This window comes from uncultured Finegoldia sp. (assembly GCF_947252345.1).
Classification (GTDB): Bacteria; Bacillota; Clostridia; order Tissierellales; family Peptoniphilaceae; genus Finegoldia.
This window is the reverse complement of the sequence record NZ_CAMXVC010000009.1, coordinates 16,614-41,100: the sequence shown is the minus strand read 5'-3', so window position 1 is coordinate 41,100 and position 24,487 is coordinate 16,614. Positions and strand designations below refer to the sequence as shown.

Annotated in this window: 26 protein-coding genes and 4 tRNA genes; 4 read left to right on the top strand and 26 right to left on the bottom strand. The window is 29.8% G+C overall.

Annotated elements, in window-relative coordinates; all coding sequences use genetic code 11:
* The first annotated feature begins 13 nt into the window (after nucleotides 1–13).
* Nucleotides 14–1,855 (top strand): ATP-dependent helicase, encoded by a 1,842-nt coding sequence (locus tag Q0X02_RS03115; protein WP_297811398.1) that lies wholly within the window; start codon nucleotides 14–16, stop codon nucleotides 1,853–1,855.
* Between the two features lie 31 nt (nucleotides 1,856–1,886).
* On the opposite strand, the gene Q0X02_RS03110 is transcribed toward Q0X02_RS03115, so the two are convergent.
* Both Q0X02_RS03110 and Q0X02_RS03105 read right to left on the bottom strand, forming a co-directional pair.
* Nucleotides 1,887–2,450, bottom strand: a complete 564-nt coding sequence (locus tag Q0X02_RS03110) for a redoxin domain-containing protein (RefSeq protein WP_297811396.1) — start codon at nucleotides 2,448–2,450, stop codon at nucleotides 1,887–1,889.
* 146 nt (nucleotides 2,451–2,596) lie between these two features.
* Nucleotides 2,597–3,550 carry a DUF1002 domain-containing protein gene (locus Q0X02_RS03105; protein WP_297811394.1) on the bottom strand — a complete coding sequence of 318 codons (954 nt, stop codon included), beginning with the start codon at nucleotides 3,548–3,550 and terminating at the stop codon, nucleotides 2,597–2,599.
* Nucleotides 3,551–3,721: 171 nt separating this feature from the next.
* Here Q0X02_RS03105 and Q0X02_RS03100 point away from each other — a divergent pair.
* Nucleotides 3,722–3,808: transfer RNA gene (locus Q0X02_RS03100), tRNA-Leu, on the top strand.
* 263 nt (nucleotides 3,809–4,071) lie between these two features.
* On the opposite strand, the gene Q0X02_RS03095 is transcribed toward Q0X02_RS03100, so the two are convergent.
* The 4 genes from Q0X02_RS03095 to Q0X02_RS03080 form a co-directional block, all read right to left on the bottom strand.
* Nucleotides 4,072–4,155, bottom strand: a tRNA-Leu gene (locus Q0X02_RS03095).
* 3 nt (nucleotides 4,156–4,158) lie between these two features.
* A tRNA-His gene (locus Q0X02_RS03090) sits at nucleotides 4,159–4,235 on the bottom strand.
* A 126-nt stretch (nucleotides 4,236–4,361) separates the two neighbouring features.
* Nucleotides 4,362–5,048 carry a thermonuclease family protein gene (locus tag Q0X02_RS03085; RefSeq protein WP_297811391.1) on the bottom strand — a complete coding sequence of 229 codons (687 nt, stop codon included), beginning with the start codon at nucleotides 5,046–5,048 and terminating at the stop codon, nucleotides 4,362–4,364.
* A gap of 28 nt (nucleotides 5,049–5,076) precedes the next feature.
* The gene (locus Q0X02_RS03080) at nucleotides 5,077–5,751 is read right to left on the bottom strand and encodes a glucosaminidase domain-containing protein (protein ID WP_297811388.1); all 675 of its coding nucleotides are present in this window, start codon (nucleotides 5,749–5,751) and stop codon (nucleotides 5,077–5,079) included.
* 123 nt (nucleotides 5,752–5,874) lie between these two features.
* On the opposite strand from Q0X02_RS03080, the gene Q0X02_RS03075 reads away from it, so the two are divergent.
* A tRNA-Thr gene (locus Q0X02_RS03075) sits at nucleotides 5,875–5,950 on the top strand.
* A gap of 32 nt (nucleotides 5,951–5,982) precedes the next feature.
* On the top strand, nucleotides 5,983–6,870 hold the full coding sequence (locus tag Q0X02_RS03070) for a DegV family protein (protein WP_297811386.1): 888 nt from the start codon (nucleotides 5,983–5,985) through the stop codon (nucleotides 6,868–6,870).
* 14 nt (nucleotides 6,871–6,884) lie between these two features.
* Here Q0X02_RS03070 and Q0X02_RS03065 read toward each other — a convergent pair whose 3' ends face one another.
* The 20 genes from Q0X02_RS03065 to leuS form a co-directional block, all read right to left on the bottom strand.
* Nucleotides 6,885–7,826: an RluA family pseudouridine synthase gene (locus Q0X02_RS03065; protein WP_297811383.1), complete on the bottom strand. Its 942-nt coding sequence runs from the start codon at nucleotides 7,824–7,826 to the stop codon at nucleotides 6,885–6,887.
* The gene (locus Q0X02_RS03060) at nucleotides 7,805–8,482 is read right to left on the bottom strand and encodes a uracil-DNA glycosylase (protein ID WP_297811381.1); all 678 of its coding nucleotides are present in this window, start codon (nucleotides 8,480–8,482) and stop codon (nucleotides 7,805–7,807) included. The genes Q0X02_RS03065 and Q0X02_RS03060 overlap by 22 nt, the downstream gene beginning before the upstream one ends.
* Entirely contained in the window at nucleotides 8,482–8,928 is a 447-nt protein-coding gene (gene lspA / locus Q0X02_RS03055) for a signal peptidase II (protein WP_297811378.1), read from the bottom strand. Before lspA ends, Q0X02_RS03060 begins: the two co-directional genes overlap by 1 nt.
* An 8-nt stretch (nucleotides 8,929–8,936) precedes the next feature.
* The gene (locus Q0X02_RS03050) at nucleotides 8,937–9,713 is read right to left on the bottom strand and encodes a YlmH/Sll1252 family protein (protein WP_297811376.1); all 777 of its coding nucleotides are present in this window, start codon (nucleotides 9,711–9,713) and stop codon (nucleotides 8,937–8,939) included.
* Between the two features lies 1 nt (nucleotide 9,714).
* A complete protein-coding gene (locus Q0X02_RS03045; RefSeq protein ID WP_297811373.1) occupies nucleotides 9,715–9,984 on the bottom strand; it encodes a YggT family protein in 270 nt (89 codons plus the stop codon).
* Nucleotides 9,984–10,469, bottom strand: a complete 486-nt coding sequence (locus Q0X02_RS03040; protein ID WP_297811370.1) for a cell division protein SepF — start codon at nucleotides 10,467–10,469, stop codon at nucleotides 9,984–9,986. Before Q0X02_RS03040 ends, Q0X02_RS03045 begins: the two co-directional genes overlap by 1 nt.
* Before the next feature lie 11 nt (nucleotides 10,470–10,480).
* Nucleotides 10,481–11,161 carry a YggS family pyridoxal phosphate-dependent enzyme gene (locus tag Q0X02_RS03035; RefSeq protein ID WP_297811367.1) on the bottom strand — a complete coding sequence of 227 codons (681 nt, stop codon included), beginning with the start codon at nucleotides 11,159–11,161 and terminating at the stop codon, nucleotides 10,481–10,483.
* Nucleotides 11,161–12,318: an HlyD family efflux transporter periplasmic adaptor subunit gene (locus Q0X02_RS03030; RefSeq protein WP_297811364.1), complete on the bottom strand. Its 1,158-nt coding sequence runs from the start codon at nucleotides 12,316–12,318 to the stop codon at nucleotides 11,161–11,163. Before Q0X02_RS03030 ends, Q0X02_RS03035 begins: the two co-directional genes overlap by 1 nt.
* A gap of 37 nt (nucleotides 12,319–12,355) precedes the next feature.
* Nucleotides 12,356–13,582 carry a U32 family peptidase gene (locus tag Q0X02_RS03025; protein WP_297811361.1) on the bottom strand — a complete coding sequence of 409 codons (1,227 nt, stop codon included), beginning with the start codon at nucleotides 13,580–13,582 and terminating at the stop codon, nucleotides 12,356–12,358.
* A 46-nt stretch (nucleotides 13,583–13,628) separates the two neighbouring features.
* Complete coding sequence (locus Q0X02_RS03020; protein ID WP_297811358.1) at nucleotides 13,629–14,273, bottom strand: O-methyltransferase; 645 nt, start codon at nucleotides 14,271–14,273, stop codon at nucleotides 13,629–13,631.
* A complete protein-coding gene (locus Q0X02_RS03015; protein ID WP_297811356.1) occupies nucleotides 14,266–14,604 on the bottom strand; it encodes a YlbF family regulator in 339 nt (112 codons plus the stop codon). Before Q0X02_RS03015 ends, Q0X02_RS03020 begins: the two co-directional genes overlap by 8 nt.
* Before the next feature lies 1 nt (nucleotide 14,605).
* Nucleotides 14,606–16,273, bottom strand: coding sequence for a ribonuclease J (locus Q0X02_RS03010; protein WP_297811354.1), 1,668 nt, complete (start codon nucleotides 16,271–16,273; stop codon nucleotides 14,606–14,608).
* Nucleotides 16,274–16,726: a Fur family transcriptional regulator gene (locus Q0X02_RS03005; RefSeq protein WP_297811351.1), complete on the bottom strand. Its 453-nt coding sequence runs from the start codon at nucleotides 16,724–16,726 to the stop codon at nucleotides 16,274–16,276.
* Nucleotides 16,726–16,968: a DUF1292 domain-containing protein gene (locus Q0X02_RS03000; protein ID WP_297811348.1), complete on the bottom strand. Its 243-nt coding sequence runs from the start codon at nucleotides 16,966–16,968 to the stop codon at nucleotides 16,726–16,728. Before Q0X02_RS03000 ends, Q0X02_RS03005 begins: the two co-directional genes overlap by 1 nt.
* A gap of 2 nt (nucleotides 16,969–16,970) precedes the next feature.
* A complete protein-coding gene (gene ruvX, locus Q0X02_RS02995; RefSeq protein ID WP_297811345.1) occupies nucleotides 16,971–17,384 on the bottom strand; it encodes a Holliday junction resolvase RuvX in 414 nt (137 codons plus the stop codon).
* Between the two features lie 62 nt (nucleotides 17,385–17,446).
* Entirely contained in the window at nucleotides 17,447–17,710 is a 264-nt protein-coding gene (locus Q0X02_RS02990; protein ID WP_297811342.1) for an IreB family regulatory phosphoprotein, read from the bottom strand.
* A gap of 11 nt (nucleotides 17,711–17,721) precedes the next feature.
* Nucleotides 17,722–20,343 carry an alanine--tRNA ligase gene (alaS, locus tag Q0X02_RS02985; protein ID WP_297811339.1) on the bottom strand — a complete coding sequence of 874 codons (2,622 nt, stop codon included), beginning with the start codon at nucleotides 20,341–20,343 and terminating at the stop codon, nucleotides 17,722–17,724.
* A gap of 10 nt (nucleotides 20,344–20,353) precedes the next feature.
* A complete protein-coding gene (locus Q0X02_RS02980; protein WP_297811334.1) occupies nucleotides 20,354–21,541 on the bottom strand; it encodes an AI-2E family transporter in 1,188 nt (395 codons plus the stop codon).
* A 12-nt stretch (nucleotides 21,542–21,553) separates the two neighbouring features.
* A complete protein-coding gene (locus tag Q0X02_RS02975) occupies nucleotides 21,554–21,958 on the bottom strand; it encodes an Rrf2 family transcriptional regulator (protein ID WP_297811331.1) in 405 nt (134 codons plus the stop codon).
* Between the two features lie 106 nt (nucleotides 21,959–22,064).
* Complete coding sequence (gene leuS, locus Q0X02_RS02970; protein ID WP_297811328.1) at nucleotides 22,065–24,473, bottom strand: leucine--tRNA ligase; 2,409 nt, start codon at nucleotides 24,471–24,473, stop codon at nucleotides 22,065–22,067.
* Nucleotides 24,474–24,487 lie beyond the last annotated feature (14 nt).

Sequence of the window (24,487 nt, the reverse complement as noted above, 5' to 3'; positions counted from 1 at the left end):
TATTGGTGATAATATGAAATTTACTGAAAATCAATTAAAAGCTATTTCACACTACAAATCCCCTGCACTTGTACTTGCAGTTCCTGGTGCCGGCAAGACAACGGTGTTGCTAAATAGAATAAATTATCTAAAAGAAAAATACAACGTAAATCCTGAAAATGTCCTCTCGATAACATTCAGTAAATCTCAAGCAACTGATATGAAAGAAAGATTTTCTCTGAATTTTCCGGATATCAAGGCTCCATATTTTTCTACAATTCATTCTTTTTGCTATTATATAATAAAACTTCATTACAAAATGAACAACAGAATATTTAAAGTTTTGGAATCGAATAGTGACGTAAACAAATACTCTGTGTTAAAACACATAATCAAAAACATCAACAAATCAATCGTAAAAGATGAAGATGTCGAGAAATTTCTTCAGTATTATGGTTACTGTAAGAATATGATGATTATAGATAATTTTCCAAGATTCGATGTCGAAAATTTCTGCAAGATATACAACGAGTATGAGAGTTTCAAATCAAAAAATTTTTTCTTAGATTTTGACGATATGCTTACAAAATCATACGAAATTTTGCAAAATAATGAGTATATTCTAAAAAGAATAAAAAGAAAATATAAATTTATTCAAGTTGATGAGGGACAAGATACATCAAAAATACAATTTGAATTGATTAAAAAACTAGCATTTCCTGAAAATAATATTTTCATAGTTGCTGATGATGACCAATCTATATATTCCTTTAGAGGAGCTGACCCAGGCTATTTGCTAGATTTCAAGAATATATTTAGTGATGCGACTATTTATTATATAAATCAAAATTTTAGATGCAGTGAAAAAATTGTTAATGCTAGTAATTTGTTTATAAAGCAAAATAAAAATAGGTATAACAAAGATGTATCCTTTACAAAGCAATCTGATAAGGAAATTATCATTAAATTTACACAAAATTTTCTGTCTATGTACAAATATATAATCAACAATGTGAATGCAAATAAGAAAACCGCTATTCTCTACAGAAAAAATATCTCCTCAATAGCTCTGATGAAATATTTACAAGATTACAATGTAGAATTTCATTCAAGATATCAAAAAGATGACTTTTATAATCATTTTGTATTGAATGATATTTTGAAAATGGTGGCTTTTTCAGAAAATAAAACTTCGGTTGGTTTGTTTAGAGATATTTATTATAAACTCAATAGTTACATCAAAAAAACGTCAGTGAACCAACTTGAAACCTATGACGAAAAAATCCCCATTCTCGACAGACTTCTCGATGATTCAACTTTAAGTAGATATTATGTAGACAGATTTATGGATTTGAAATCTTATTTTTCTGCTATAAAAAGAGCAAAAGGTTCTAAAAAAATTGATATCATAATGAATGATATCGACTACAAGACATACATCGAAGATAGTGTTCTGTTCCAAAATCAAAAGATTTCACTGGATTTACTTGTAGAAATTTACAAATATATTTTCAAAGATTGCGAATGCTACGAAGATTTTATTAAAGAAATCGACAAATTGAAAAAAATACAAAAAGAGTCTACAAAAAAATCCAGCAATCTAAATTTGTCTACGGTGCATTCTGCCAAGGGTCTTGAATTTGATGAGGTTTTCATTATTGATTTGATAGACGGAGAATTTCCAGCAAACATTGATTCTGATAATAAAAACTACGATGGATTGTACGAAGAAGAACGAAGAATGTTCTATGTTGCTATGACAAGAGCCAAAGATAAGCTTACGCTTTTATCACCTAAAACAAGAAACTCAGTTGAGGTCGATTCATCACAATTTATAAAGGACATAATAAAAATAGAAAAAAGCAAAAAAAATTAGCTGTATTGAATCTACAGCTAATTTTTTGTTTTTATAAGTTACCTACTAAGTCTATTCCTGGTTTTAATGTTTCTTCACCTGGAGTCCAGTTAGCTGGACAAACTTGATCGCCATATTTATCTACATATTGAGCAGCTTGTAATTTTCTTAATAATTCGTGTGCATTTCTACCAATACCATCTGCTGATACTTCATATAAAACTACATCAAGTTCAGGATTAATCAAGAAAGCACCTCTTTGGCTTTGGCCATCTGCTTCTTTTAGAACATCAAATTGTCTGGATAATGTGAATGCTCTATCAGATAACATTGGGTATTCCAATTTTTTAATCTTTTCAGATTTATCATGCCATGCTTTATGAACAAATTCTGAATCTGTAGATACAGAATAAATTTCACAATTCAAGTTTTTAAATTCTGAATATAAATTTTGTAAATCTTCTAATTCTGTAGGACATACAAATGTGAAGTCTCCTGGATAGAAGAACAACAATGACCAATGACCTTTCAAATCTTCGCTAGAAACTTCTGTTAATTTTTCATTATGATATGCTGGAACCTTAAATTCCTCTACATGTTTTTTAATAAATGACATATAATCACCCTTTCATTTTCAATTTACAATTACATTATATCACATTTTAAAACAAATACAAGTTTGTAATAATAATAGTTATCTAAATAACATAAAAATTTTTATTTTAAAAAATGAGAAAAGGGCATCAATTTACCTGAACCCGTTTATTTACTTGAATCTAATGATTCAGCAATAGATTTTAAAATTGAAGCAAATAAATTAATTATTTTATCAATAAGTCCTGATTCTTCAGCTTTTTTATAAATATTTTTTGCACTCTCAATAACTTTTCCTGAAATATTTGACAATTCCGATTTAATATCTTCAGCATTAATCGATTTAGTATTTGAATATTTTTCAAACAATTTTACCAATTCTTCTTTTTGTTTTTCGGTTATTACATCATCCAAGTTATTGTCCTTTATAGCATCATTTACAATTTTTTTGATTTCTTCTAATGATGGTGCGTTTCCATTATTTATGTTTATATTTGCTATATTGTCCTTAATGACCACCATAGCATCATTTAATTTATCTCTACTGTATTTTGATTTATCATTGTTTTCTTGATTGATGTCGCTGACAACTTCTAATTCTTTTTGTGCGACTCTAATTCTATCTCTGTCTAATTTTTCCCCATTCGCTTCAAAAGCCTTATAAACTCCTGTTAAAGCAGATTCCCCAGTAACCGGTCTGATAGCAGCTACCATTATAGTGCAATCTTTAACTCCTGCAGTTACAGCTGCATTTTGATATTGTTTTTCCGTAATTAATGTAATATTGTCCGGCGTTGTAATATTTACGTTTATGCCTTGTCCTTTATTTTCTTTTTTTACCAAAACACTAGAAATCATACTTCCTTGATTTGATTCATCCCCACCAACATATTTTAGCAAGTCATTGTAACTTACTCTAACTGATTTGACATTATTGTAATCTTCAATATTCAAAAGCTCCATTGTTTTTCTAATTTGTGATTTATCAAGACTTTCTCCATATACAAAAGTAGGTTTACCCCATCTCTCATCAACAACTTTAGTATCGATATCTTTTGCTTGACTAATTGTCGGCGATAAAGAAATCAAAATTGCAAATAAACAAATTATAATTCTTTTCATAGAATCCATCCTCCATTCACATAGATTATAGCACAAAAATAATACCCTAAAGTCTACAAAATTACTAAGATACGCTAACTTCTAATGGAAAATTTAAAGGCTTGAAATGTTTATCTTTTTTTCAAAAAATACTTTACATTATTTTTACTTTATGCTATACTTATTAAGTCAGCCGGAGTGATGGAATTGGCAGACGTACTGGACTCAAAATCCAGCGGTGGCAACACCGTGCGGGTTCAAGTCCCGCCTCCGGCACCATAAAAGAAAGATAGCTATTTTAGCTATCTTTTTTGTTTTTTATTTTGAAAATTTTCTTGTAGAATTTTTGTCCTGAACCCTTAATTTACAACGCATAATCAATTTTAATGATTTTTTTACGCTTTATATCCGACAAAGACGTTTCCAACATAATTTATTCGATAATTTATTTATCTTTATTCTAATAAACAGAAATAAGTAAAATTTTCAAATAAAAAAAGTCAATTCAAATGATTAAAACCATTTAAATTGACTTTATAATTTGGTGCAGGAAAGAGGACTTGAACCCCCACGTCAAAGACACTAGATCCTAAGTCTAGCGCGTCTGCCAATTCCGCCATTCCTGCTTATGGGGTGGATGAAGAGATTCGAACTCTCGATCTTCAGTGCCACAAACTGACGCCCTAACCAACTAGGCTACATCCACCATAGCCTCAATTGACTACTTTATTATCTTAACACAGTAAATTTTACTTGTCAAGTATTTGTAAAATTTCTTTTGTGCGTTTATGACTTTTTAAGTATAGCATCATTTACATTTTTTTGCAAGAATTTATCGTGCCGCCCTTGAAAAACCTGCATCTTGTGCTTCTTTTTCTGTTCTAAAGTACTTCTCACCTTTTTTTAAGTTTATTTTAACATTTTTATAGTTTTTTTGATGAGGAAGATGATAAATTTTGTATCCTTTTTTATTGATGTTTCCTTTGATTAATCCCCTTCCATTCGAATCAATGTACTTTACATATAATTTATTATCTTTAACATAATAATTTTTCCAGAATCCTTTTTTGTTCTTTTTCGCAAAATTTTCTGCATTTTTTAATCTCTCGAAATATTTTTTATTGCCAGTTTTTGTGTATAACTTTGCCATTCCTTCCATTAGCAATTTTTCATTTATAAATTCATCATCCAAAAACAAATATCCGAGTTTTCTATGGTAGATGTCTTCTTTTTCATTATCATATTCTAATCTTACTTTTTTGTTAGTCAATAATTTTTTCGTGTAATCGCTAGCTATCTTACCTTCTTTGACATTTTTGCTTTTATCATGTGCAACACTTTCGGGTGTATCCACCCCTATCAACCTTATTCTAGTTTTGTTCCCATCAATATTTAAGATAACAGTGTCACCGTCGACTACTCTGACGACATCGTACATATTTTCGCTGTTTTGTCGTGAAAAATTATCACAACTTGTCAATGCGATTATCGACAGTAAAAACAATAATAATTTCTTCATAAATCCTCTCGTCTTCGTGTAATATAGTTTATTTATAGCTATTGAGTATTTTTTCTGCAATCATAATCATATGATTATTTACTTTTTCTCCCCAATTTTTATCACTGGCATAATTTTTGTTCATAGCGTACGAATTATATCCTTTAAAATACTTTCCGTTTTCGCTGAGATATAAAATCTTGATTTTCTTTCCAATTTCTTGTATTCCCTTATCCAAAGATTCATATTCACTTGCTCCATTGTAAGGATTAGAGTCTATGGCATTGAATCCAAAAAGATTTTTTTTATCTTTTGCTATTCTACTCTCGCCAAAATTTGATTCGTGGTTTGCAATAGCAAGCAAATAAATAGCATTAACTCCGTATTTTTTTTCAACCTTAATAAAAGAATGAGCGTTTCCTCTCAATGCAGTATCTTCCAAACAAACTTCCAGCATTCTCTCCGATATTCCTGATTTATGAATTGGATAGAAAATATTATCTTCTGATATTTTTAAGGCGCCTTTTCTTTTAAATACATCCAAATCTTTTTTTATTTTGTCCAGAGTTTGCAACTCTTGTGGATTCAATTCTGATTTTTTATGTGTTTTAACTCCTGCAAATCCCAAGTAATTGCCAGAAAAGTTTACCACTAAACAAAAACAAAATCCAATCATCAATATAAAAATGGCAAATCTTTTTTTGAGTATTTTTTTATTTTTCATTCTTCCTCCTAGAATATGTTTAGTATTTTATCATAATTTATCTTAATTTTAAATAATTATTTCTATTCTTAAAACCGCTTGTAAATTATATGCGTAAAGTTTATAATAAATGTATATGTATTTGCTGTTGTGGCTCAGTCGGTAGAGCAATTGATTCGTAATCAATAGGTCGGAGGTTCGATTCCTCTCAACAGCACCATTTTTATATATAAAACTTTATCGGAGGATAGAATGTCAATAAAAATAATCACAGATTCTGGAAGCCAATTATCTCAATCAGAGCAAAATCAGAATCTAATTTTACTTAATATGCCAGTTATAAGCGGCAATGACGAGTATTTTGAAGGCATCAACATTACTTCTAAAGATATGTTTTCGAGGATGAAAAAATCTGAAGTATTCAAAACAAGCCAAGTTTCTTACAAACAATACTATGAAACTTTTAAAAATGAATTGAATGATGGCAACGAGATAATTTGCATCACTTTATCTAGTGGTTTGTCTAGCACTTTTCAAACTGCTTTGATGGCTATGAATGATTTATTATCAGAAAACAAAGATTACAAAATAATAGTAAAAGATTCTTTGTCTGCCTGCTCAGGTCAAACATCTGTCGTTTACAAAGCATTGAAACTTATTGAGTTGAATTATAGTTTCGAAGAAATTTCCGAAAAATTAGATGAAATTATCAAATCACAAGAGCATATATTTACAGTAAACAATCTTGAATATTTATATCGAGGCGGACGATTGTCCAAGACACAAAAAATTATGGGTTCACTATTAAACATTAGACCTATAATACATGTTGATAAATCTAATGGGAAATTAAATGTTCTTGACAAAGCTAGAGGCGACAAACAAACTTATTTGAAAATTAAAAATCTGATAATTGAAAAATGCAATAACAATGTAAATTCAAATCAAACAGTTTATGTTTGTTACGGAGAAAATAAATCACAAGCAGAACAGCTTGTTGAAAAATTAAGTGAAGATTTTGCTTTCAAAAATATAATTACGAAAAATCTTGGTTGTGTTATCGGTGCACATACAGGTCCTGAATTATTGGGTGTATTTTTCAGCAATACTTTTTTATCAGAAGAATTAGCAGACATATAAAAATTCCTTCTAAGTTAAATCTTAGAAGGAATTTTTTTGTAATCTAATCCTGTTTTTTTCAAAGCCAATATAAAATCATCTTTTAAATCTGCAGTAATATTTAATTTTTTATTAGTAATCGGATGAGTGAATTGTAAATTGTAAGCATGAAGAACTTGACTGTCGAAAATAATTTTTTCTTTTTTTAGACCGTACAATTTGTCCCCTAAAATAGGATGATGGACATAATTCATATGCACTCTTATTTGATGAGTTCTTCCCGTCTTAATTTGAACTTTAACAAGGGAATAATCCTCATTATAATCTAACCTCTCGAAATACGATACAGAAAGTTTTCCTTCGTCTGAGACCATCATTTTCTTCCTATCCTTAGGATTTCTACTCATAAACTTCTCGATAACTCCATTTTCGTCAATTTTTCCATGAACAATACACAAATATGTTTTAGAAATCTCGTGATTTTGGATTATTTTTTTTAATTTGTTGTGAGTTTCGTTGTCCTTTGCAATTATTATTAGTCCAGTAGTGTCTTTGTCCAATCTGTGAACAATTCCACGCCTAAAATTTCCATCGATATCGCTTAGTTTTTTAAATTTGTACATCAAATAATTCACCAATGTTTTTGAATAAATAGATTCAGTAGGATGAACAATGACATTTTTATCCTTGTTAATCACAGCGATATAATCATCTTCATATACAACATCTAAATCATATTTCTCAGCTTTTATGGTCTTATCTTCCTTCTCGTAATCAAACTTTATTTTATCGTTTAAATTCAATTTGTAGTTTTTCTTTTGAGACTTATCATTCACGCACACTTTTTTATCATCAATAAATTTTTGTACTTCGCTTCTTGACAAATTCATATTCTCAGATAAAAAAACATCCAATCTCTTATTTGCATTATCTGCTTTTATTAAAAATTCACACATCATATATTTTCTATTTCCCAATCAATTGGTTCTAGTCCATTGTCAATTAAAAATTCATTTGTTTTTTTGAAGTGATTGCACCCAAAAAATCCCCTGTTCGCTGAAAAAGGAGATGGATGTGGCGATTCTAATATAAGAGCCTTTTTATTAGAAATCAATTCTCTTTTCATTCTGGCATTATTCCCCCACAAAATAAACACAATTGGCCTTCCAGAATTTCCTAATATTTCGATAATTTTATCTGTCAAAATTTGCCATCCTATCTTTGAGTGAGAATTTGGTTTGTTTTTTATTACAGTCAATGATGAATTTAAAAGTAAAACACCTTGTTTGGCCCATTTCATCAAATAACCGTTATTTGGAATCGCATATCCATATTCCATCTGCAATTCTTTGTAAATATTTAGCAACGAAGGTGGCGTTTTTACATTCGGCTTTACAGAAAAGCTTAGCCCATGAGCCTGACCAGGATTGTGATAAGGGTCCTGACCCAAAATCACTACCTTGCAATTTTCAAAACTAACAAGTTTTAATGCTTCAAAAATATAATTCATATCAGGATAAACTGTTTGATTTTTATAATCAGAAATCAATATTTCTCTAATTTTTTTGTAATAATCTTTATTCCATTCATCCTTTAACAAATCATCCCAACTATTTCCAATAAAAACACTCATTAATTCTTTCCTTTATAATTAAACAATATAATTAATACACAAGAAACCACAACGGCAATGTCAGCCACGTTGAACACAGGAAAATCATAATTAAAAGGCAATTTAACAGAAATAAAATCAACGACATATCCTCTGAATATTCTGTCAACCAAATTACCCAACGCTCCTCCCAATAACAACCCATAAACAACCTTGTCAAAATTCTTGATTTGATTGTAACTTTTGAAAACATAATAAATAACAAAAGCAATTATCAACAAAGTAATAATCATCAAAAAAATCTTCTTGTTTTCAAAAATTCCAAATGCAGCGCCTCTATTTTCTACGTAAGTCAGCTTCAAAAACTTGTCAAATATTACAACATCTCCTTGTTTCAGAGAAATCGCCATATATTTTGTCAAATGGTCTAAGCCCATTACCAAAATAATCATAATTAATGTAATCATTATCTCTCCTAAATGTATTTAATATAATCGATTCTCAACTTATCCTTTTTAGTTACGCCAGGATAACTTATAATTCTAAACCTTCCATATCCTCTTATGGACGCAATTGAGTTTTCTTCTACAGATTTACTAATGCTATCAACAACTTCATAATTGAGCTTTACTTTTTTCTGTTTAATTATAATCTGTGCATCTTTTCTTGAAATATTTACCATTTCAGAAACCACACAATCTAGCCTATTAGAATTAATTATACCCGAAAAACTTTTATGTTTTTCCTCATCTTTATCAATATTTTCTTCGATAATTTGAGTTTCAACATTGAATTTTTTTATTTTGGATAAATTCATATTTAAAAATTTAACCATAGTTTTTGTAGCACAAATATAAAATCTATCTTTATGTTTGAAAATATCTCCGATTTTATCTCTGTTAATTCCCAAATTCAATACTGCCCCTAAAATATCTCTGTGATTAATCTGTTGGCTAGTTTCAATCTTCAAAATCCCAATGTAATCGAAAATATTTATATATTCGCTAGAATAAATAAAATTATCCCACATAATTATTATACTATTTTCAGCATTGATTGGATTATTCGTAACTAAATACCCAATAGTTTTTTCTTTGTTTAGAATGGCTTTTGCATACTCTATTTCCTTTGGATTCATAAAATCAGTAGCGTAAATACTAGAACACCTTTTAACTGAAACAAGACTATCAATAAATCTATCGATAGTCTTTTTAATTTCAATATCTTGAATGTAATTTAGTTCATTATTCATATTATACCAATCCTATTACAACAGATGAGATTATTTGAAGAAATATAAGTGTTACCAAAGCAGACCAATCTATTAATCCCCTATCTAGTCCCAATATATTCAACAATTTCCTAGCTGGATTCATAATGTAATCTGTAATAACAAAAATCGAATCTACAATGTAATTATCCCTGTTTATTGAAAGCATTGATAAAATCACTCTTATAAATATTGACCATTCAATTAATTTTAAAATAGTTAAGAGAAATCTTACAAAACTAAATCCACTCATCATAATTGGAAAAATCCATTATTTTTTGTAATTTGGTCTTTGATTTTACCGTCTATTTCCACTCCCTTTGGCACTAGTACAAAAATATCTTTTGTTACTTTTTGCATTTTACCATCTAATGAATAAATAGCACCACTTACAAAATCAAAAATTCTTCTTTTAACATCTTGTTCAAGCATCTCAATATTTAATACGGCCACTTCATTTTTCAAAATAACATCAATAACCTTTGGTGCATCTTCAAAATTAATCGGCTCGTGAATGTTAATCTTAACCCTATTTAAAGATTTGTTTTCAACTGGTTTAGAAGTCGAACTATTCATTGTAACTATATTACTTTTTGATTCGTAGCTTGGCTTAGTTTCAAAAGTTTTATGTTCTTGTGCTGGTTTTTCTTGTTCATCGTAATAATATTGATCGTCGTAATACTCGTCGTAATCATCCTCAACGCCAACTAATTTTTTAAATGAATTCATAAAAGACATAATATATCCTCCTAATTGTAATTTCTCTTACCAAAAATAAAACTACCCACTCTCACAATGTTGGCACCTTCTTCTAAAGCAACTTTGTAATCGTGACTCATACCCATAGAAAGGTATTTCATTTCAATGTTTTTGTATTCTTTATTTTTTATTGTATCATAAATTTCTCTCATTTTCTTAAAAACCCATCTAATATCTTCTGGGTTTTCTGCAAATGGAGCTATACTCATCAATCCCTTTACTTTAACAAATTCTTTTTTCTCAATTTCTTCAATAAAAGAATCCAAATCATCAAGATATAGCCCAGATTTTTGTTCTTCTTGTGCAACATTTAATTGAATCAAACAATCTTGAGGTTTGCCGTTAGCTTTTGCCCTTTTTTCAATTTCATCGAGAAGGCTTATTCTATCTAAAGAATGAATCAAAATAGCCTTGCCAACAACATCTTTTACTTTGTTCGTTTGAAGATGGCCTATCATATGATAATTGACGATATCTCCCAATTCATCAAATTTCCAACTCATCTCTTGAGGTTTGTTTTCTCCAATATCTGTCACGCCGCACTCAATAGCTTCTCTTATTCTGTCTATATCAACTGTCTTTGTGACTGCTATTAATTTTGGATTTTCACCATCAATAGCATATTTAGTCAAATCTTCATTTACTATTTCCAAGTTTTCTTTAATACTCATTATTTTAAAAGTTCCCCCTCTTTTGTAAATTTTGGATTTGTAATTATATTATCGTACAATCTCAAAGTTTTTAATTTTCTGTTATTAACATCAATATATCCGTCTATTCCCGTTGATACATACAAAAACTTATCATCAGATTTCAACACTTTCACCGCAACAAATTTTGTAATTCCTGTATCTTTTTTTATATAAACACCTTGTGCGCCGTTCTTCTCTATAATTGATGATTTTGGTATTTTATATGATTTACTCTTTTGGTCTATTAATTTTATATTAACAAACCTTTTGTTCATCAAAATATTTATGCCATCATCCATATCACAAATAATATTTAATTTTGAACCATTCACTTTGATTTCTCTTATTATCGCTGTGTATATGTTCTTATCAAATACAATCTCTATTTCATCACCAGCCTTTAAATTTCTTTTTAATTTAGAACTTTCCACATTAAAAACCAATGATAAATTCATACTATCTACAATAGAAAGCCCCGGGCTATTATAATCCTTTTCACAATTTCTTACATAAAAATCATCATTTATCAGCATTGAAGAATTATATTTCAAAAAATCTTCATAATTGTCAATATTATTTTTTACAACTCCACTGACTTGTGTCTTAATAAGTGATTTTTTTGAGTTTAATACTTCTTTAAGTATGCTTAGTTGCTTTTTCTTGTGAAAATATTCTTCCTCGGTAATATTTTTCTTTCTGTTGTATTCTGACAATAATTTATTATCATATCTCTTATTTCTTATATCATTTGAAATTTTTTTTAAATCTAAATCACTAATATCATATGTTTGTTTTGTTCTATCTTCATGATTTACTTCCAAATCGTTCATCATATCATCAATATACTTTGTTGTCATTTTTGTATTTAATTCTTTTGGAACTGTAATAACATTAGAGCCAACAGGATATTTGATATTTTCTACAGGCTTTACATTTTCGCCATTCAAATAAATATATTCATCTTTAATAGTCATTGCATTGGTATTTATCTCGTTGTTAATTTTACATATATCATTCACAACGTATATATTTTTTTTGAACACAAATCCCAACAAATTGTGAACAACAAACACAAACATCAATACCGATATTAAAATAACTATAATATTGTTTTTTTTGAGTTTTTTTATTTTCATAGTTTGATTATATCATAGTCTAATTTACAAGCCAAAATTAATTATCGCTCTTTTTTCTCATCATTGAGTTTGCTTGTAACTTCTCATCAATTCTTATTTTGAAAATTTGCTTTGCTTTATTAGCAACTTCTATTTCATTCATATTTTCATCATAAATTTTTTCGATTTTAATTGTGATAAACCCATCTTCAGGTCCAAAAATTTCGACTTCATCTCCTGCAAATACACGATTTCTCTGCTCAAAAGTAGCAATTTTTGAATCTTCATCATAATCTAAAAGCATACCAACAAAATCGTATTCTCTAATATATGAAGAAGATTCGTACAATTGGTCATTCTCATCCGGCTTTTTTTCAAAAAATCCAGTAGTAAAATCTCTATACGAAACTTTTTTTATTTCATCCAACAACCTTTTAGCTGTTTTATCATCAAATTCATCGTTGTAATATTTATCAATAGCTATTCTGTAACTTCTAACGACTGTTGCGACATAATATTGACTCTTAACTCTTCCTTCTATTTTTAAACTATCAATACCTGAATTAATCAATTTATCTAAGTGTTCTATCATACACAAATCTTTTGAATTGAAAATAAATGTACCTTTTTCATTTTCTTCTATTGGAAAGTATTCTCCAGGTCGTTTTTCTTCAACAAGTCTATATTTCCATCTACAAGCCTGTGCACAGTCTCCTCTATTGGCATCTCTTCCTGTCATATAATTACTTAGAAGACATCTTCCTGAATATGACATACACATAGCCCCATGAACAAAACATTCTAATTCAGAATCTGGTATATTTTTCTTTATTTCTTGAATTTCTTTTAAAGATAATTCCCTAGCCAATACTATTCTTTTAATTCCTTGGTCCATCCAATATTTCACAGTTCTGTAATTTGTTACAGACGCTTGCGTTGACATATGAACTTCTACATCTTTATTAACACTTCTTATTATTGAATATATTCCAGGGTCCGATACAATCAAAGCATCGACTTTTAAATCAATAAGGCTTTGAATATAGTCTTCAATTCCCTCCAAATCCTCATTATGAGCTAAAATATTCATAGTTATATATATTCTTTTCCCTCTTTTATGAGCATAATCACAAGCTTCTCTCATATCGTCCGCTGTAAAATTTTTTGAAGCTGTTCTTAACCCATAATCAGAACCAGCCATATAAACTGCATCTGCTCCGTAATCGATGGCCGTTTTTAATTTATCTAAATCACCAGCTGGTGCTAATAATTCTACTTTTTTCATAATCACTCCTCAAAAATAGTCGGAAATCAATGACTTCCGACTGAAATTATTTTAATTTAGTTATACTCATTCCATCATCAATTGGAATGATTGTTGTGTCGTATTTTGAACTATCAGTTATCATTTCCAAAAACTCTCTAAGTCGTTTGACTATTGTTATTTTCCTGTGTCTGTGTTCATAATATTCTTTTTCACAAACCATTCCTCTGAAAAGTACATTGTCACAAACAATAATAGAATCCTTAGTAGAAAGTCTAACTGCTTCTTTGAAATATTTTATATATTGTCCTTTTGCTGCATCAATAAAAATAAAATCAAATTTTTGATTTAAATTTTTCATAACTTCATATCCATCGCCAAATACTAATTGAATATCCTCGTATCCATATTTTTTGAAATTCTTTCTTGCAAAATTTGCGTTTTTTTCATAATTTTCGACTGTAATAATCTTTGCATCAGGGCAAGTCTTTTTCATGATAATCGAACTATATCCAATAGCTGTTCCAATTTCTAAGATAGATTTTGGTTTTTCCGTAAGCAAAATCATCTTTAACAGTTGTCTAACTTCGGGTTCAACTATCGGTATATGATTATCAATTGCGAATTTCTCTAATTCTAAAATATTTTCATCGTCGCTTTTTGATAGTTCTCTCAAATAATCTTGTAGATTTTCGTTAACAATACTATTCATCTTCTAATTTAATGCCTTTTTCCAACGCATCATAGACTTCTTTTAAAATAATTGAAAACTTAGCATCTGCCTGCAAATAAGCTGCTATATCATGATTTGTCATAATTATATTTTGTAAATTTTGCAATTTTTTTACATCTTCAGGGTCTTCTTTTCCATTTTTTTGTAATTTGATTTGATATTCAAAAATATGTTTTTTGAAATCATCAATCATCTTTTTGTTGTTTTCATTATTTTTATAAACATCTTTGTGAAGTCTTTTAAGTTCATTAAATTCAGATGAATTACTTAACAAACTTGCAAGCTCTTCAGCCTTTTTTCTGTATTCCATTTTATACCTCCATAATAACCGGTAATATCATTGGATTTCTCTTAATTTCTTGGTATAAGAATTTTTTTAATGTTTCTCTAATATTATGTTTTAAAGTTGTCCAATCATATATGTTATTTGAACAGCATTGAGCAAGCACCTTTTCTACAACTTTTTTTGATTCTTCCATAAGGTCATTGTTTTCTTTTACATAGACAAAACCTCTTGAAATAATATCAGGACCTGCAATAACTTCTTTTTTCCTTGAATCTAATGTGATTACAACCACAATCAGTCCGTCTTCAGATAAATGTCTCCTATCTCTAAGAACGACATTTCCTACGTCACCTACGCCCAAGCCATCAACTAAAATATTGCTAGCGTATTTAGTGTCAACAAGATTGATGCTTTTTTTTGTAAATTCAATAGTATTTCCATTATCAGCAATCACAATGTTGTTTTTGTTCATTCCCATATCTAGCGCCAAATTAGCATGACATTTCAAATGTCTCATTTCTCCATGCAAAGGCACAAAAAACTTAGGTCTAACCAATGAATGCATAAGCTTTAATTCTTCTTGACAAGCGTGCCCACTGACATGAACATCCGCCAACGAGGAATAAATAACTTTAACTCCCATCTCCATAAGTTTGTTGATAACAGAACTTACTTGGTTATCATTTCCCGGAATTGGAGTTGCAGACAATATAACAGTATCGGTAGGATCAAGCTGAACTTTTCTGTGAGTTCCATTTGCCATCCTAGTCATTGCACTCATAGGTTCGCCTTGAGAACCTGTTGTCAACAACACAATCTCACTCAATTTATATTTTTTAATATCGTTTATATCTATAATTGTGTCATCTTTGACATCGATATATCCAAGTTCTCTCGCAACTTTTACAGTATTAACCATAGATCTTCCGGATAATGCCACTTTTTTATTAAAATGTTCAGCTGCAGAAATTACTTGTTGAATCCTGTGAACATTAGAAGCAAATGTGGCAACAATTATTCTAGCTGGAGCATCATCAAATAAATTAATGAATGTTTTGCCAACACTTTTCTCACTTAGTGTATATCCTTGTCTTTCAACATTTGTACTGTCTGCAAAAAGTGCCAATACTCCTTTGTTACCAATTGCCGCTATTCTTCCAAAATCCATTCTATCATTATCTATTGGCGTATAATCAATTTTGAAATCTCCCGTGAAAAATAACACTCCCACTGGAGTTGTAATCGCTAAGCTAGCTGAGTCAGGAATAGAGTGACACACCTTTACAAATTCTACACTAAATACTCCAAATTCTATCGGCTTTTTATAATCAACTGTATGCAAAGATTTTAAGCTTAAATTGTGCTCTAGAATTTTATTTTCTAAAAGCCCCATAGTAAGTTTTGTTCCATATACTGGTACATCAAGTTTTTTCAAAACATAAGGAATTGCCCCAATGTGGTCTTCATGTCCATGGGTTATAACAATTCCTCTAATTTTGCCTTTATTTTTTTCCAAATAAGAAATGTCTGGAATAACTAAATCCACTCCCAACATCTCTTCATCTGGAAAAGTCATCCCACAATCAACAATTATGATATCATCCTTGTACTCAACAACTGTCATATTTTTGCCTATTTCGTTGAGTCCTCCAAGTGGAATAACTTTTAATTTTTCAATATTCTTTTTTGCCATTTAATTCTCCTTGTCTTGTTTTTCCTCTTGGCAATCAGAACATAATCCATAAAACTTCAAATCATGATTTTGTATATCGAATTTATAATCTTCTCTAATTTGTTTTTCAATTCCTTCTAATAAATCATATTTAACTTCTTCGACTTTTCCACATTTTGTACAAATCAAATGATGGTGATGATGGTCCTCATCTTCATCAACCAATTCATATCTATATCTCTTGTCGTCAAAATCTAATTTGTAAACAAGATTCAATTCATCAAAAATCAATAAAGTTCTGTAAACTGTAGCAATGCCTATTTCTGGGTCTTTTTTGTTTACAATTTCATTTAACTCTTCTGGAGAAAGGTGAGCTTCTTTATTTTCCAATAAAGCTTCAAATATTATTTCTCTTTGTTTTGTTACTTTGTAACCGGCATTAATTAGTTTAGTTTTTAATGTTTCTATGTTCATTATTGCTCCTTTTTAGAATCCATTAACTCTTCATACGCTTCTATAGCCTCGTCCAATTCCTTTTGATCTCTGAGTCCAATGAATTCAATTTTTTCATCATTTTCAATATATTTCAAAATAACATTATCTCCATTTGATATGTCTTCTAATAGACAATAATTGTCATCATCCATACCAAATGTATTGATTATTTTAAATTCTTTTTCATTATTATTTTCATCATATAATTTTATCGTTTCCATAATCATCTTTCCATATCCAAGTAAGATTGCAAAATATATGTTGCCGCCACGCTGTCAATCACGTCTTTTCTCTTTTTTCTAGAAACATTTTGTTCTATCAAAACTCTCGTAGCGCTTACTGTTGTCAATCTCTCATCAACATATACTATTTCTAAATCTGTATGTTTTCGTAATTCTTTTACAAATGTTTTAACTTTTTTTGCCTGTGGGCCTATTGTATTGTTCATATTTTTAGGCAATCCCACTATTATTTTTGAGACTTCTTTATCTTTAATTATACCATTAATAATTTCAATATCTTCAACTTTGCTCTTTCTTTTAATTGTCATCAAAGATTGAGCAGTCAATAAAAATGGATCGCTTAAAGCTATCCCTATAGTTCTATCTCCTACATCTAGTCCAATATATCTTTCCATAAATTTAATTTAACATAATTTTGAGAGCTGTTAAAAAATAACAGCTCCTCAAACATCCTTTATTAATCTATTTCATTCAAATAAATATCTAGCATTTCACCTAAAAGGTCATCTCTGTCAATTTGTCTTATCAAATTTCTAGCATTATTAAAGCTTGTAATGTAAGTAGGATCTCCTGACAAAATATAACCGATAATTTGATTTTTAGGATCGTATCCTTTTTCTTCCAAAGATTTATAAACTTTCTTTAAAATATCTTTAATTGATTGCTTTTCTAGTTTTGATGCTTCAAATCTTACCGTATTGTTTAAATCCTTACCTTCCATTTTTGCCTCCTTTAAGCATTTATTTTTGATTTTATAACCTCAATTGCCTTTTTCAACGCTTCATTTACTTTTGAACAGTCTTTTGCACCGGCTTGTGCGAAGTCTTTACGTCCTCCACCATTACCGCCACAAACTTTTGCAACTTCTCTTACGATATCTCCTGCAGATAATCCTTTTTTAATGGCAGTTTCGGTAGCAAGAGTTATAAATGATACTTTTGAGCCATCTGAATTTGCAAGTACAACCACACCATCATCAAATTTTGATTTTATGTTTTCGCCAAAATCTCTGAATGCATTGTTGTCTAAATCTTTCAATTCAAAAGTGGCGATTTTTGTACCATTAACATCTACAGCTTTTTCGACAATTTGGTCAATATTCATTAACAAATCTTTATTTGTTATGTTCTTTAATTTTTTCTTTAAATCTTTGATTTCTTCATTATTGGCATTAATTCTTCTGATAATCTCATCATCATTTGAAGCCTTAGAGGATGCTTTAACTTCTTCAATCAATAAGTCTCTTTCTTTAATATAATTGTAAACTGCACGACCTGTGATTGCTTCAATTCTTCTAACTCCCGCTGCTACACTAGACTCAGAAATTATTTTAAACATTTGTATATCGCTAGTTGTCTTGACGTGAGTTCCGCCACACAATTCCTTGGAATAGTCGCCCATTTGAACTACTCTAACTACATCTTGGTATTTATCTTCAAAAAGACCTCTTGCTCCGATAGATTGTGATTGTTCAAGAGACATTTCATCTATTTTTACAGGGATTCCCATAGCTATTTTATCATTAACAATCTGTTCAACTTTTTCTAATTGTTCTTTAGAAACAGCTTCAAAATGAGTAATGTCAAATCTCAATCTTTCCCCATCAACATAAGAACCCGCTTGGTTAACATGCTCTCCAAGAACATCTTTTAATGCTTGATGGAGAAGATGTGTTGCTGAGTGGTTTTTCATAACATCTCGTCTATTTAATTCATCAACTTCAACAGTAACTTTGTCTCCGACTTTAATGCTTCCTTCAATAACTTTTACATAATGCAAGAATACTTTTTTCCCTGTTTTTTTAGTATCATAAACTTCAGCTTTGAAGTGGTCATTGTAGATAATACCTTTATCTCCAACTTGTCCACCGCCTTCTCCATAAAAAGTCGTCTTGTCTAATACTATTATACCCATTTCTTCTGCATTTAAATTATCATCATTTTCAGAATAAATTTTAATTACTTCGCTACTGTCTTTTAATGAATCATAACCATCAAATTTAGTTTCCTGAACTCCTTCTCCGTATTTTTTATCTGAAGACCAACCCATATTTGATTCACTACGAGAACCTCTAGCTCTTTCTTTTTGTTCTTGCATTAATTGTTTGAACTTATCTTCATCGACATTTTTATTAACTTCTCCAACTAGTTCTTTAGTCAAATCAATTGGAAAACCATATGTGTCGTACAATTTAAAGGCGTCTTCGCCGCTAAATACGTCAGTTTTTGTCTCTTTTAACATTGAATCTAAAATATTCAATCCTAAATCTAATGTTTCTTGGAATTTTCTTTCTTCTGCATTAGCTATTTTAACAATTCTATCTCTATCCTCTTTCAATTCAGGATATCCTGATTCATATACTTTGATACAAGAGTCGATAACTTTTTCGATAAAACTATCATTTATTCCCAATAGCTTTCCATGTCTGCAAGCTCTTCTGATTAGTCTTCTTAAAACATATCCTCTTTGCTCATTACTAGGAATTACACCATCGTAAATCAAAAATGTCATAGCTCTTACATGGTCTGCAATTATCCTAATTGATACGTCCTTCTTCTCGTCTTCTTTGTATTTTACACCGGAAATATCTTCAATAGTTTTTATAATATCTTTTACAAGACCAATTTCAAAAATATTGTCTGCATTTTCCAAAACCATTGTGATTCTTTCAAGCCCCATACCAGTATCAATATTAGGATGTGCTATTCTTTCGTATTTTCCGTCGGCAGTTTTGTTGAATTGAGTGAATACCAAATTCCAAACTTCCAAGAATCTTTCGCCTTCATCTCCTGGTCTAGCATCTTCTCTAGGGTCAAATTCATATCCTCTATCAACATGAATTTCTGAACATGGACCGCAAGGTCCTTGCTCTAATTCCCAGAAGTTATCTTCTTTTCCCAATTTCACAACTCTATCTGCGCTAACTCCAATTTCATTTACCCAAATATCATAAGCTTCTTGGTCTTCCTCATAAACAGAAATCCACAACACATCTTTCGGTACTTCCAAAACATTCGTCAAAAAATCCCATGCCCAAGTAATAGCTTCTCTTTTAAAATAATCTCCAAATGAGAAGTTACCTAACATTTCAAAAAATGTTCCGTGTCTTTGAGTTTTACCAACTTCATCTATATCAGCAGTTCTGATACATCTTTGAGATGATGTTGCTCTATCTTTTTTTAATTTTTTTTCTCCTGTAAAATATTTTTTTAAAGGTGCCATCCCTGCATTAATAAGCAAAAGACTTTTATCGTCTTGTGGTATTAAAGGAAATGATTTTATTACAAGATGACCTTTTGAACCAAAGTAATCTAAAAATTCTTTTCTAATTTCGTTTAAACCGTATTTTTTCATTATAACCTCTCTAATTTTTCAAAAATTTTTCAATATCTGTTTTAAAATGTAAATATAATATTTTAATAGTAGCAACAAAAGGAACAGACAAAATCATTCCTACTACTCCGAATATTCCACCACCAATTATCAAACTGACAATTATCATCAATGGATTTAATCCAACTTTTGTTCCAAGAAGTTTAGGCGCAAGAATATTATTTTCAACCCATTGTATTAATCCGAATCCGATAACTACTATGATAGCTTTGATAGGGCTTGTTAGAAAAGCTATCAAAAATGCCGGAAGAACCGCAATAAAAGGCCCAATATAAGGAATTATGTCTCCTACAGTTGTCAATATTCCAATAACTATTGCAAAATCAACCTTCATTATAAGCAAAAATATTGTTGTCAATACTCCCACAAAAATAGCCATTATTACTCTTCCACGTATAAATTCACTATAAGCCATATCAATATCTTTGCAAACATCTACAAATTTGGTCTTATTGTTTTCTGGAATTAATTCCATAATAAAATCTATACATTTTTCTTTGTCCAATAACATATAGAAAGTCACAACTGGTATCAAAATCAATTTTAAAATGTTGCTGAATATATTACTTGTAAAATATCCTGTTTTTGATATAGCATCCATAATATAATTTTGAACATTACCAAGTCTTTGATATAATTGCTGAATTGTTTTGTACATTATTTGGCTAACCGTTGGATATTGTTTGAATATTTTGTTGTTAATATCGGTTAGTTTAACAAAAATATCCCTGAAAAATTCAGGCAAACTAATAATAAGTTTTTTAGTTTGTTGGATAGTTTGTGGAACTACAATCATTCCTAATAATATTACTAGAAGCAACACTATTAAGTATATAATTAATATCGCATAAGCTCTTTTTAGACCTTTGTTTTCAAAATATTTCACCATAGGATTTATGATATAAGAAATTACAATGCCAAACAATAAAGTGTTTATAGTTTCAAAAATTATTTTATATTTAAATAATATAAATATCAATCCAAATAAAAGAAATCCCAGAATTAAAATTTTTCTTATTTTTCTGACGTTAAAAACAATCTTTTTATTATCAGAAACATTTTTATTCCCTATTGTAACAAGATAATAAATCGCAAACCCCAAGAATATTATACCAACTATCAATAAAATATTAATTAGAAATTCAGAGTTAAAAATCATAATTACTCACCGTTATTTTTTATCAATCAGCTCTTTTAAAGAGATATTTTCTATGCTTTTTAACATTTCATCGTGCATTTTTGTCCATATAATTCTTGATGGACAAGTCTTTTCCCTTGAGCACAATCCTGGAACTACAGAACACTCTGTCGTTCCTAAAAATTCTTCCAAACAATCTAATATTTCTGCTACTGATATCTCATTTGGAGATTTATTAAGTAAATATCCCCCTTGTACACCTCTTACAGAAATTATCAAATCATGCTTTTTTAATTCTCTAATAAGTTGTTCCAAATAATTATTACTCAATCCTGTAGCTTTAGATATTTCATTCAGATTAACTGGACTTTGGCCATATTTTTTTCCTAAATATATCATAGCTGCAAGACCATATCTTCCTCTTGTAGATAATCTCATAAGCCCTCCTATTTATGATAAATTTTATCATAGTACAATAATTGTGTAAATATCTTATAGCAATAGTAATAGTAGATTAAAATATTTTAATCTACTATTACCCTGATTATTTTACAATTATATTGAATATCCTACCTTTGACATAAATTTTCTTAACTATATTATTTCCTTCAATATATTTAAGGACAACTTCGTCTTTGGTTGCTTCATTGAACACATCATCTTCTGATGCTTCTCTGTTTATTTTTATAGTAGCTCTCAATTTACCGTTGATTTGAATTGGCAATTCAATTACATCTAAAATTGTTTTTGATTCATCAAACTGTGGCCACTCAGATTCATGAACGTATCCTTCATAACCCATTCTTTGCCAAATTTCTTCTGTAATATGTGGGCAAACAGGGTTTAATAATACTAAGAAAGTTTTGTATTGTTCTTTTGATATTCTATCATAATTATTGAACTCGTTTAACAATGTCATTAACTGAGCGATTGCAGTATTGAATTTTAAATTTTCATAATCTTCGCTGACTTTTTTGATTGTTTGATGAACCAATGTTTCAAGCTTTTCAAAGTTAGAGTCTCCATCGACTAATTCTTGAGTTCTCCATACTTTGTCTAAGAATTTTCTACAACCTTTAACTCCATTTTCTGACCAAGGTGCAGATTTTTCAAAATCACCGATGAACATTTCGTAGCATCTCAATGTGTCAGCTCCATAATCTCTAACGATGTCATCCGGATTAACAACATTTCCACGAGATTTACTCATTTTTTCATTATTATTGCCCAAAATCATTCCATGACTTGTTCTTTTCATATATGGTTCTTTTGTTGGTACAACTCCAATGTCATATAAGAATTTATGCCAGAATCTTGAATACAATAAGTGAAGTGTAGTGTGTTCCATTCCACCGTTATACCAATCAACTGGTGTGTAATAATCTAAGTTTTCCTTGCTTGCAATAGAATCTTTGTTGTGAGGGTCAGTGTATCTCAAATAGTACCAAGAAGAACCTGCCCATTGTGGCATTGTATCAGTTTCTCGAACAGCATCTTTTCCACATTTTGGACATTTTGTATGCACAAATTCATCTATTTTTGATAGTGGTGATTCTCCATTATCAGTAGGCTCATAATTATCTACCTTTGGCAAAACTAATGGCAAATCTTTTTCATCCAAAGGAACCCATCCACAATGTTCACAATAAACCAAAGGAATTGGTTCTCCCCAATATCTTTGTCTTGAAAATACCCAGTCTCTTAGTTTATAGTTAGTTTTTTTGTGTCCAATTTCTTTTGATTCAATGTATTCATACATTTTTTCTTTTGCTTCATCTACATTTAATCCGTTTAAGAAACCTGAATTAATTAGTTTGCCTTGATTAGTTTCTGTGTGAGCACATTTTTCTATATTTGAGCCCTCAATTACAGGAATCATTTCTATATTGAATTTTTTTGCAAATTCATAATCTCTATCATCGTGCGCAGGAACTGCCATTATGGCACCGGTTCCATAAGTCATTAAAACATAATCCGAAACATAAACCGGTATTTCTTTGTTTGTAACAGGATTAATAGCAGTCAAACCATCTATCTTGTATCCTGTTTTTTCTTTTGATAAATCTGTTCTTTCTAATTCTGATTTTTTTGCAACTTCTGCTCTATATTTCCTAATATCTTCGATATTTTTAATCTTATCGCTGTATTTTTCGATTAAAGGATGGTCAACCGAAATAACCATATAAGTCGCTCCGAAAATAGTATCTGCTCTAGTAGTAAATACACTGATTTTTTCATCTACTTGCTTAATTGAAAAGTTAATCTCAGCTCCGTATGACCTTCCAATCCAGTTGATTTGTTGTGCCTTAATCTTTTCCAAATAATCAACATCTTTTAAGTCATCAATTAGCCTGTCAGCATATTCAGTAATCTTTAGCATCCATTGATTTTTAACTTTTCTTACAACTTGACCCCCACATCTTTCGCAATGTCCGTTTATTACTTCTTCATTTGAAAGACCAACTTTACAAGATGGACACCAATTTATTGGCATTTCTTTCTTATATGCAAGACATTTTTTGAAAAGTTGAATGAAAATCCATTGTGTCCATTTATAATATTCAGGGTCAGTTGTGTTTATTTCTCTATCCCAATCAAACGAAAAACCAATTGATTGCATTTGTTTTTTGAAGTTTGCTATATTGTTTTTAGTGACAATTTCAGGATGAATTTTGTTTTTAATCGCATAATTTTCAGTTGGAAGTCCAAAAGCATCCCATCCCATTGGATACAAAACATTATATCCTTGCATTCTTCTCTTTCTAGAAACTATATCTAGTGCAGTGTAAGGTCTTGGATGACCTACGTGTAGACCTTGACCTGAAGGATATGGAAATTCTACAAGTGCATAAAATCTTTCTTTTGATTTATCATCAGATGTTTTGAAAGTTTTGTTTTCTTTCCAAAACTTTTGCCATTTTTTTTCAATTGAATTCGGATTATATTTATCCATTTCTACCTCCATAT

Excerpts from the sequence above, each read along its gene's own strand:
- Q0X02_RS03070 (WP_297811386.1), top strand. The coding sequence starts at position 5,983 with ATGTCAATAAAAATAATCACAGATTCTGGAAGCCAATTATCTCAATCA.
- alaS (WP_297811339.1), bottom strand. The coding sequence starts at position 20,343 with ATGAAAAAATACGGTTTAAACGAAATTAGAAAAGAATTTTTAGATTAC.
- Q0X02_RS03005 (WP_297811351.1), bottom strand. The coding sequence starts at position 16,726 with ATGAACATAGAAACATTAAAAACTAAACTAATTAATGCCGGTTACAAA.
- Q0X02_RS03060 (WP_297811381.1), bottom strand. The coding sequence starts at position 8,482 with ATGAGTGTTTTTATTGGAAATAGTTGGGATGATTTGTTAAAGGATGAA.
- Q0X02_RS03015 (WP_297811356.1), bottom strand. The coding sequence starts at position 14,604 with ATGGAATACAGAAAAAAGGCTGAAGAGCTTGCAAGTTTGTTAAGTAAT.
- Q0X02_RS02980 (WP_297811334.1), bottom strand. The coding sequence starts at position 21,541 with ATGATTTTTAACTCTGAATTTCTAATTAATATTTTATTGATAGTTGGT.
- Q0X02_RS03050 (WP_297811376.1), bottom strand. The coding sequence starts at position 9,713 with ATGAATAATGAACTAAATTACATTCAAGATATTGAAATTAAAAAGACT.
- Q0X02_RS03040 (WP_297811370.1), bottom strand. The coding sequence starts at position 10,469 with ATGTCTTTTATGAATTCATTTAAAAAATTAGTTGGCGTTGAGGATGAT.
- Q0X02_RS03010 (WP_297811354.1), bottom strand. The coding sequence starts at position 16,273 with ATGGCAAAAAAGAATATTGAAAAATTAAAAGTTATTCCACTTGGAGGA.
- leuS (WP_297811328.1), bottom strand. The coding sequence starts at position 24,473 with ATGGATAAATATAATCCGAATTCAATTGAAAAAAAATGGCAAAAGTTT.
- Q0X02_RS03080 (WP_297811388.1), bottom strand. The coding sequence starts at position 5,751 with ATGAAAAATAAAAAAATACTCAAAAAAAGATTTGCCATTTTTATATTG.
- Q0X02_RS02990 (WP_297811342.1), bottom strand. The coding sequence starts at position 17,710 with ATGGAAGGTAAGGATTTAAACAATACGGTAAGATTTGAAGCATCAAAA.
- Q0X02_RS03115 (WP_297811398.1), top strand. The coding sequence starts at position 14 with ATGAAATTTACTGAAAATCAATTAAAAGCTATTTCACACTACAAATCC.
- Q0X02_RS03035 (WP_297811367.1), bottom strand. The coding sequence starts at position 11,161 with ATGAGTATTAAAGAAAACTTGGAAATAGTAAATGAAGATTTGACTAAA.
- Q0X02_RS03020 (WP_297811358.1), bottom strand. The coding sequence starts at position 14,273 with ATGAATAGTATTGTTAACGAAAATCTACAAGATTATTTGAGAGAACTA.
- Q0X02_RS02975 (WP_297811331.1), bottom strand. The coding sequence starts at position 21,958 with ATGAGATTATCTACAAGAGGAAGATATGGTCTTGCAGCTATGATATAT.
- Q0X02_RS03110 (WP_297811396.1), bottom strand. The coding sequence starts at position 2,450 with ATGTCATTTATTAAAAAACATGTAGAGGAATTTAAGGTTCCAGCATAT.
- Q0X02_RS03105 (WP_297811394.1), bottom strand. The coding sequence starts at position 3,550 with ATGAAAAGAATTATAATTTGTTTATTTGCAATTTTGATTTCTTTATCG.
- Q0X02_RS03000 (WP_297811348.1), bottom strand. The coding sequence starts at position 16,968 with ATGGAAACGATAAAATTATATGATGAAAATAATAATGAAAAAGAATTT.
- lspA (WP_297811378.1), bottom strand. The coding sequence starts at position 8,928 with ATGATTACATTAATTATGATTATTTTGGTAATGGGCTTAGACCATTTG.
- Q0X02_RS03025 (WP_297811361.1), bottom strand. The coding sequence starts at position 13,582 with ATGAAAAAAGTAGAATTATTAGCACCAGCTGGTGATTTAGATAAATTA.
- ruvX (WP_297811345.1), bottom strand. The coding sequence starts at position 17,384 with ATGGAAAGATATATTGGACTAGATGTAGGAGATAGAACTATAGGGATA.
- Q0X02_RS03085 (WP_297811391.1), bottom strand. The coding sequence starts at position 5,048 with ATGAAGAAATTATTATTGTTTTTACTGTCGATAATCGCATTGACAAGT.
- Q0X02_RS03030 (WP_297811364.1), bottom strand. The coding sequence starts at position 12,318 with ATGAAAATAAAAAAACTCAAAAAAAACAATATTATAGTTATTTTAATA.
- Q0X02_RS03045 (WP_297811373.1), bottom strand. The coding sequence starts at position 9,984 with ATGAGTGGATTTAGTTTTGTAAGATTTCTCTTAACTATTTTAAAATTA.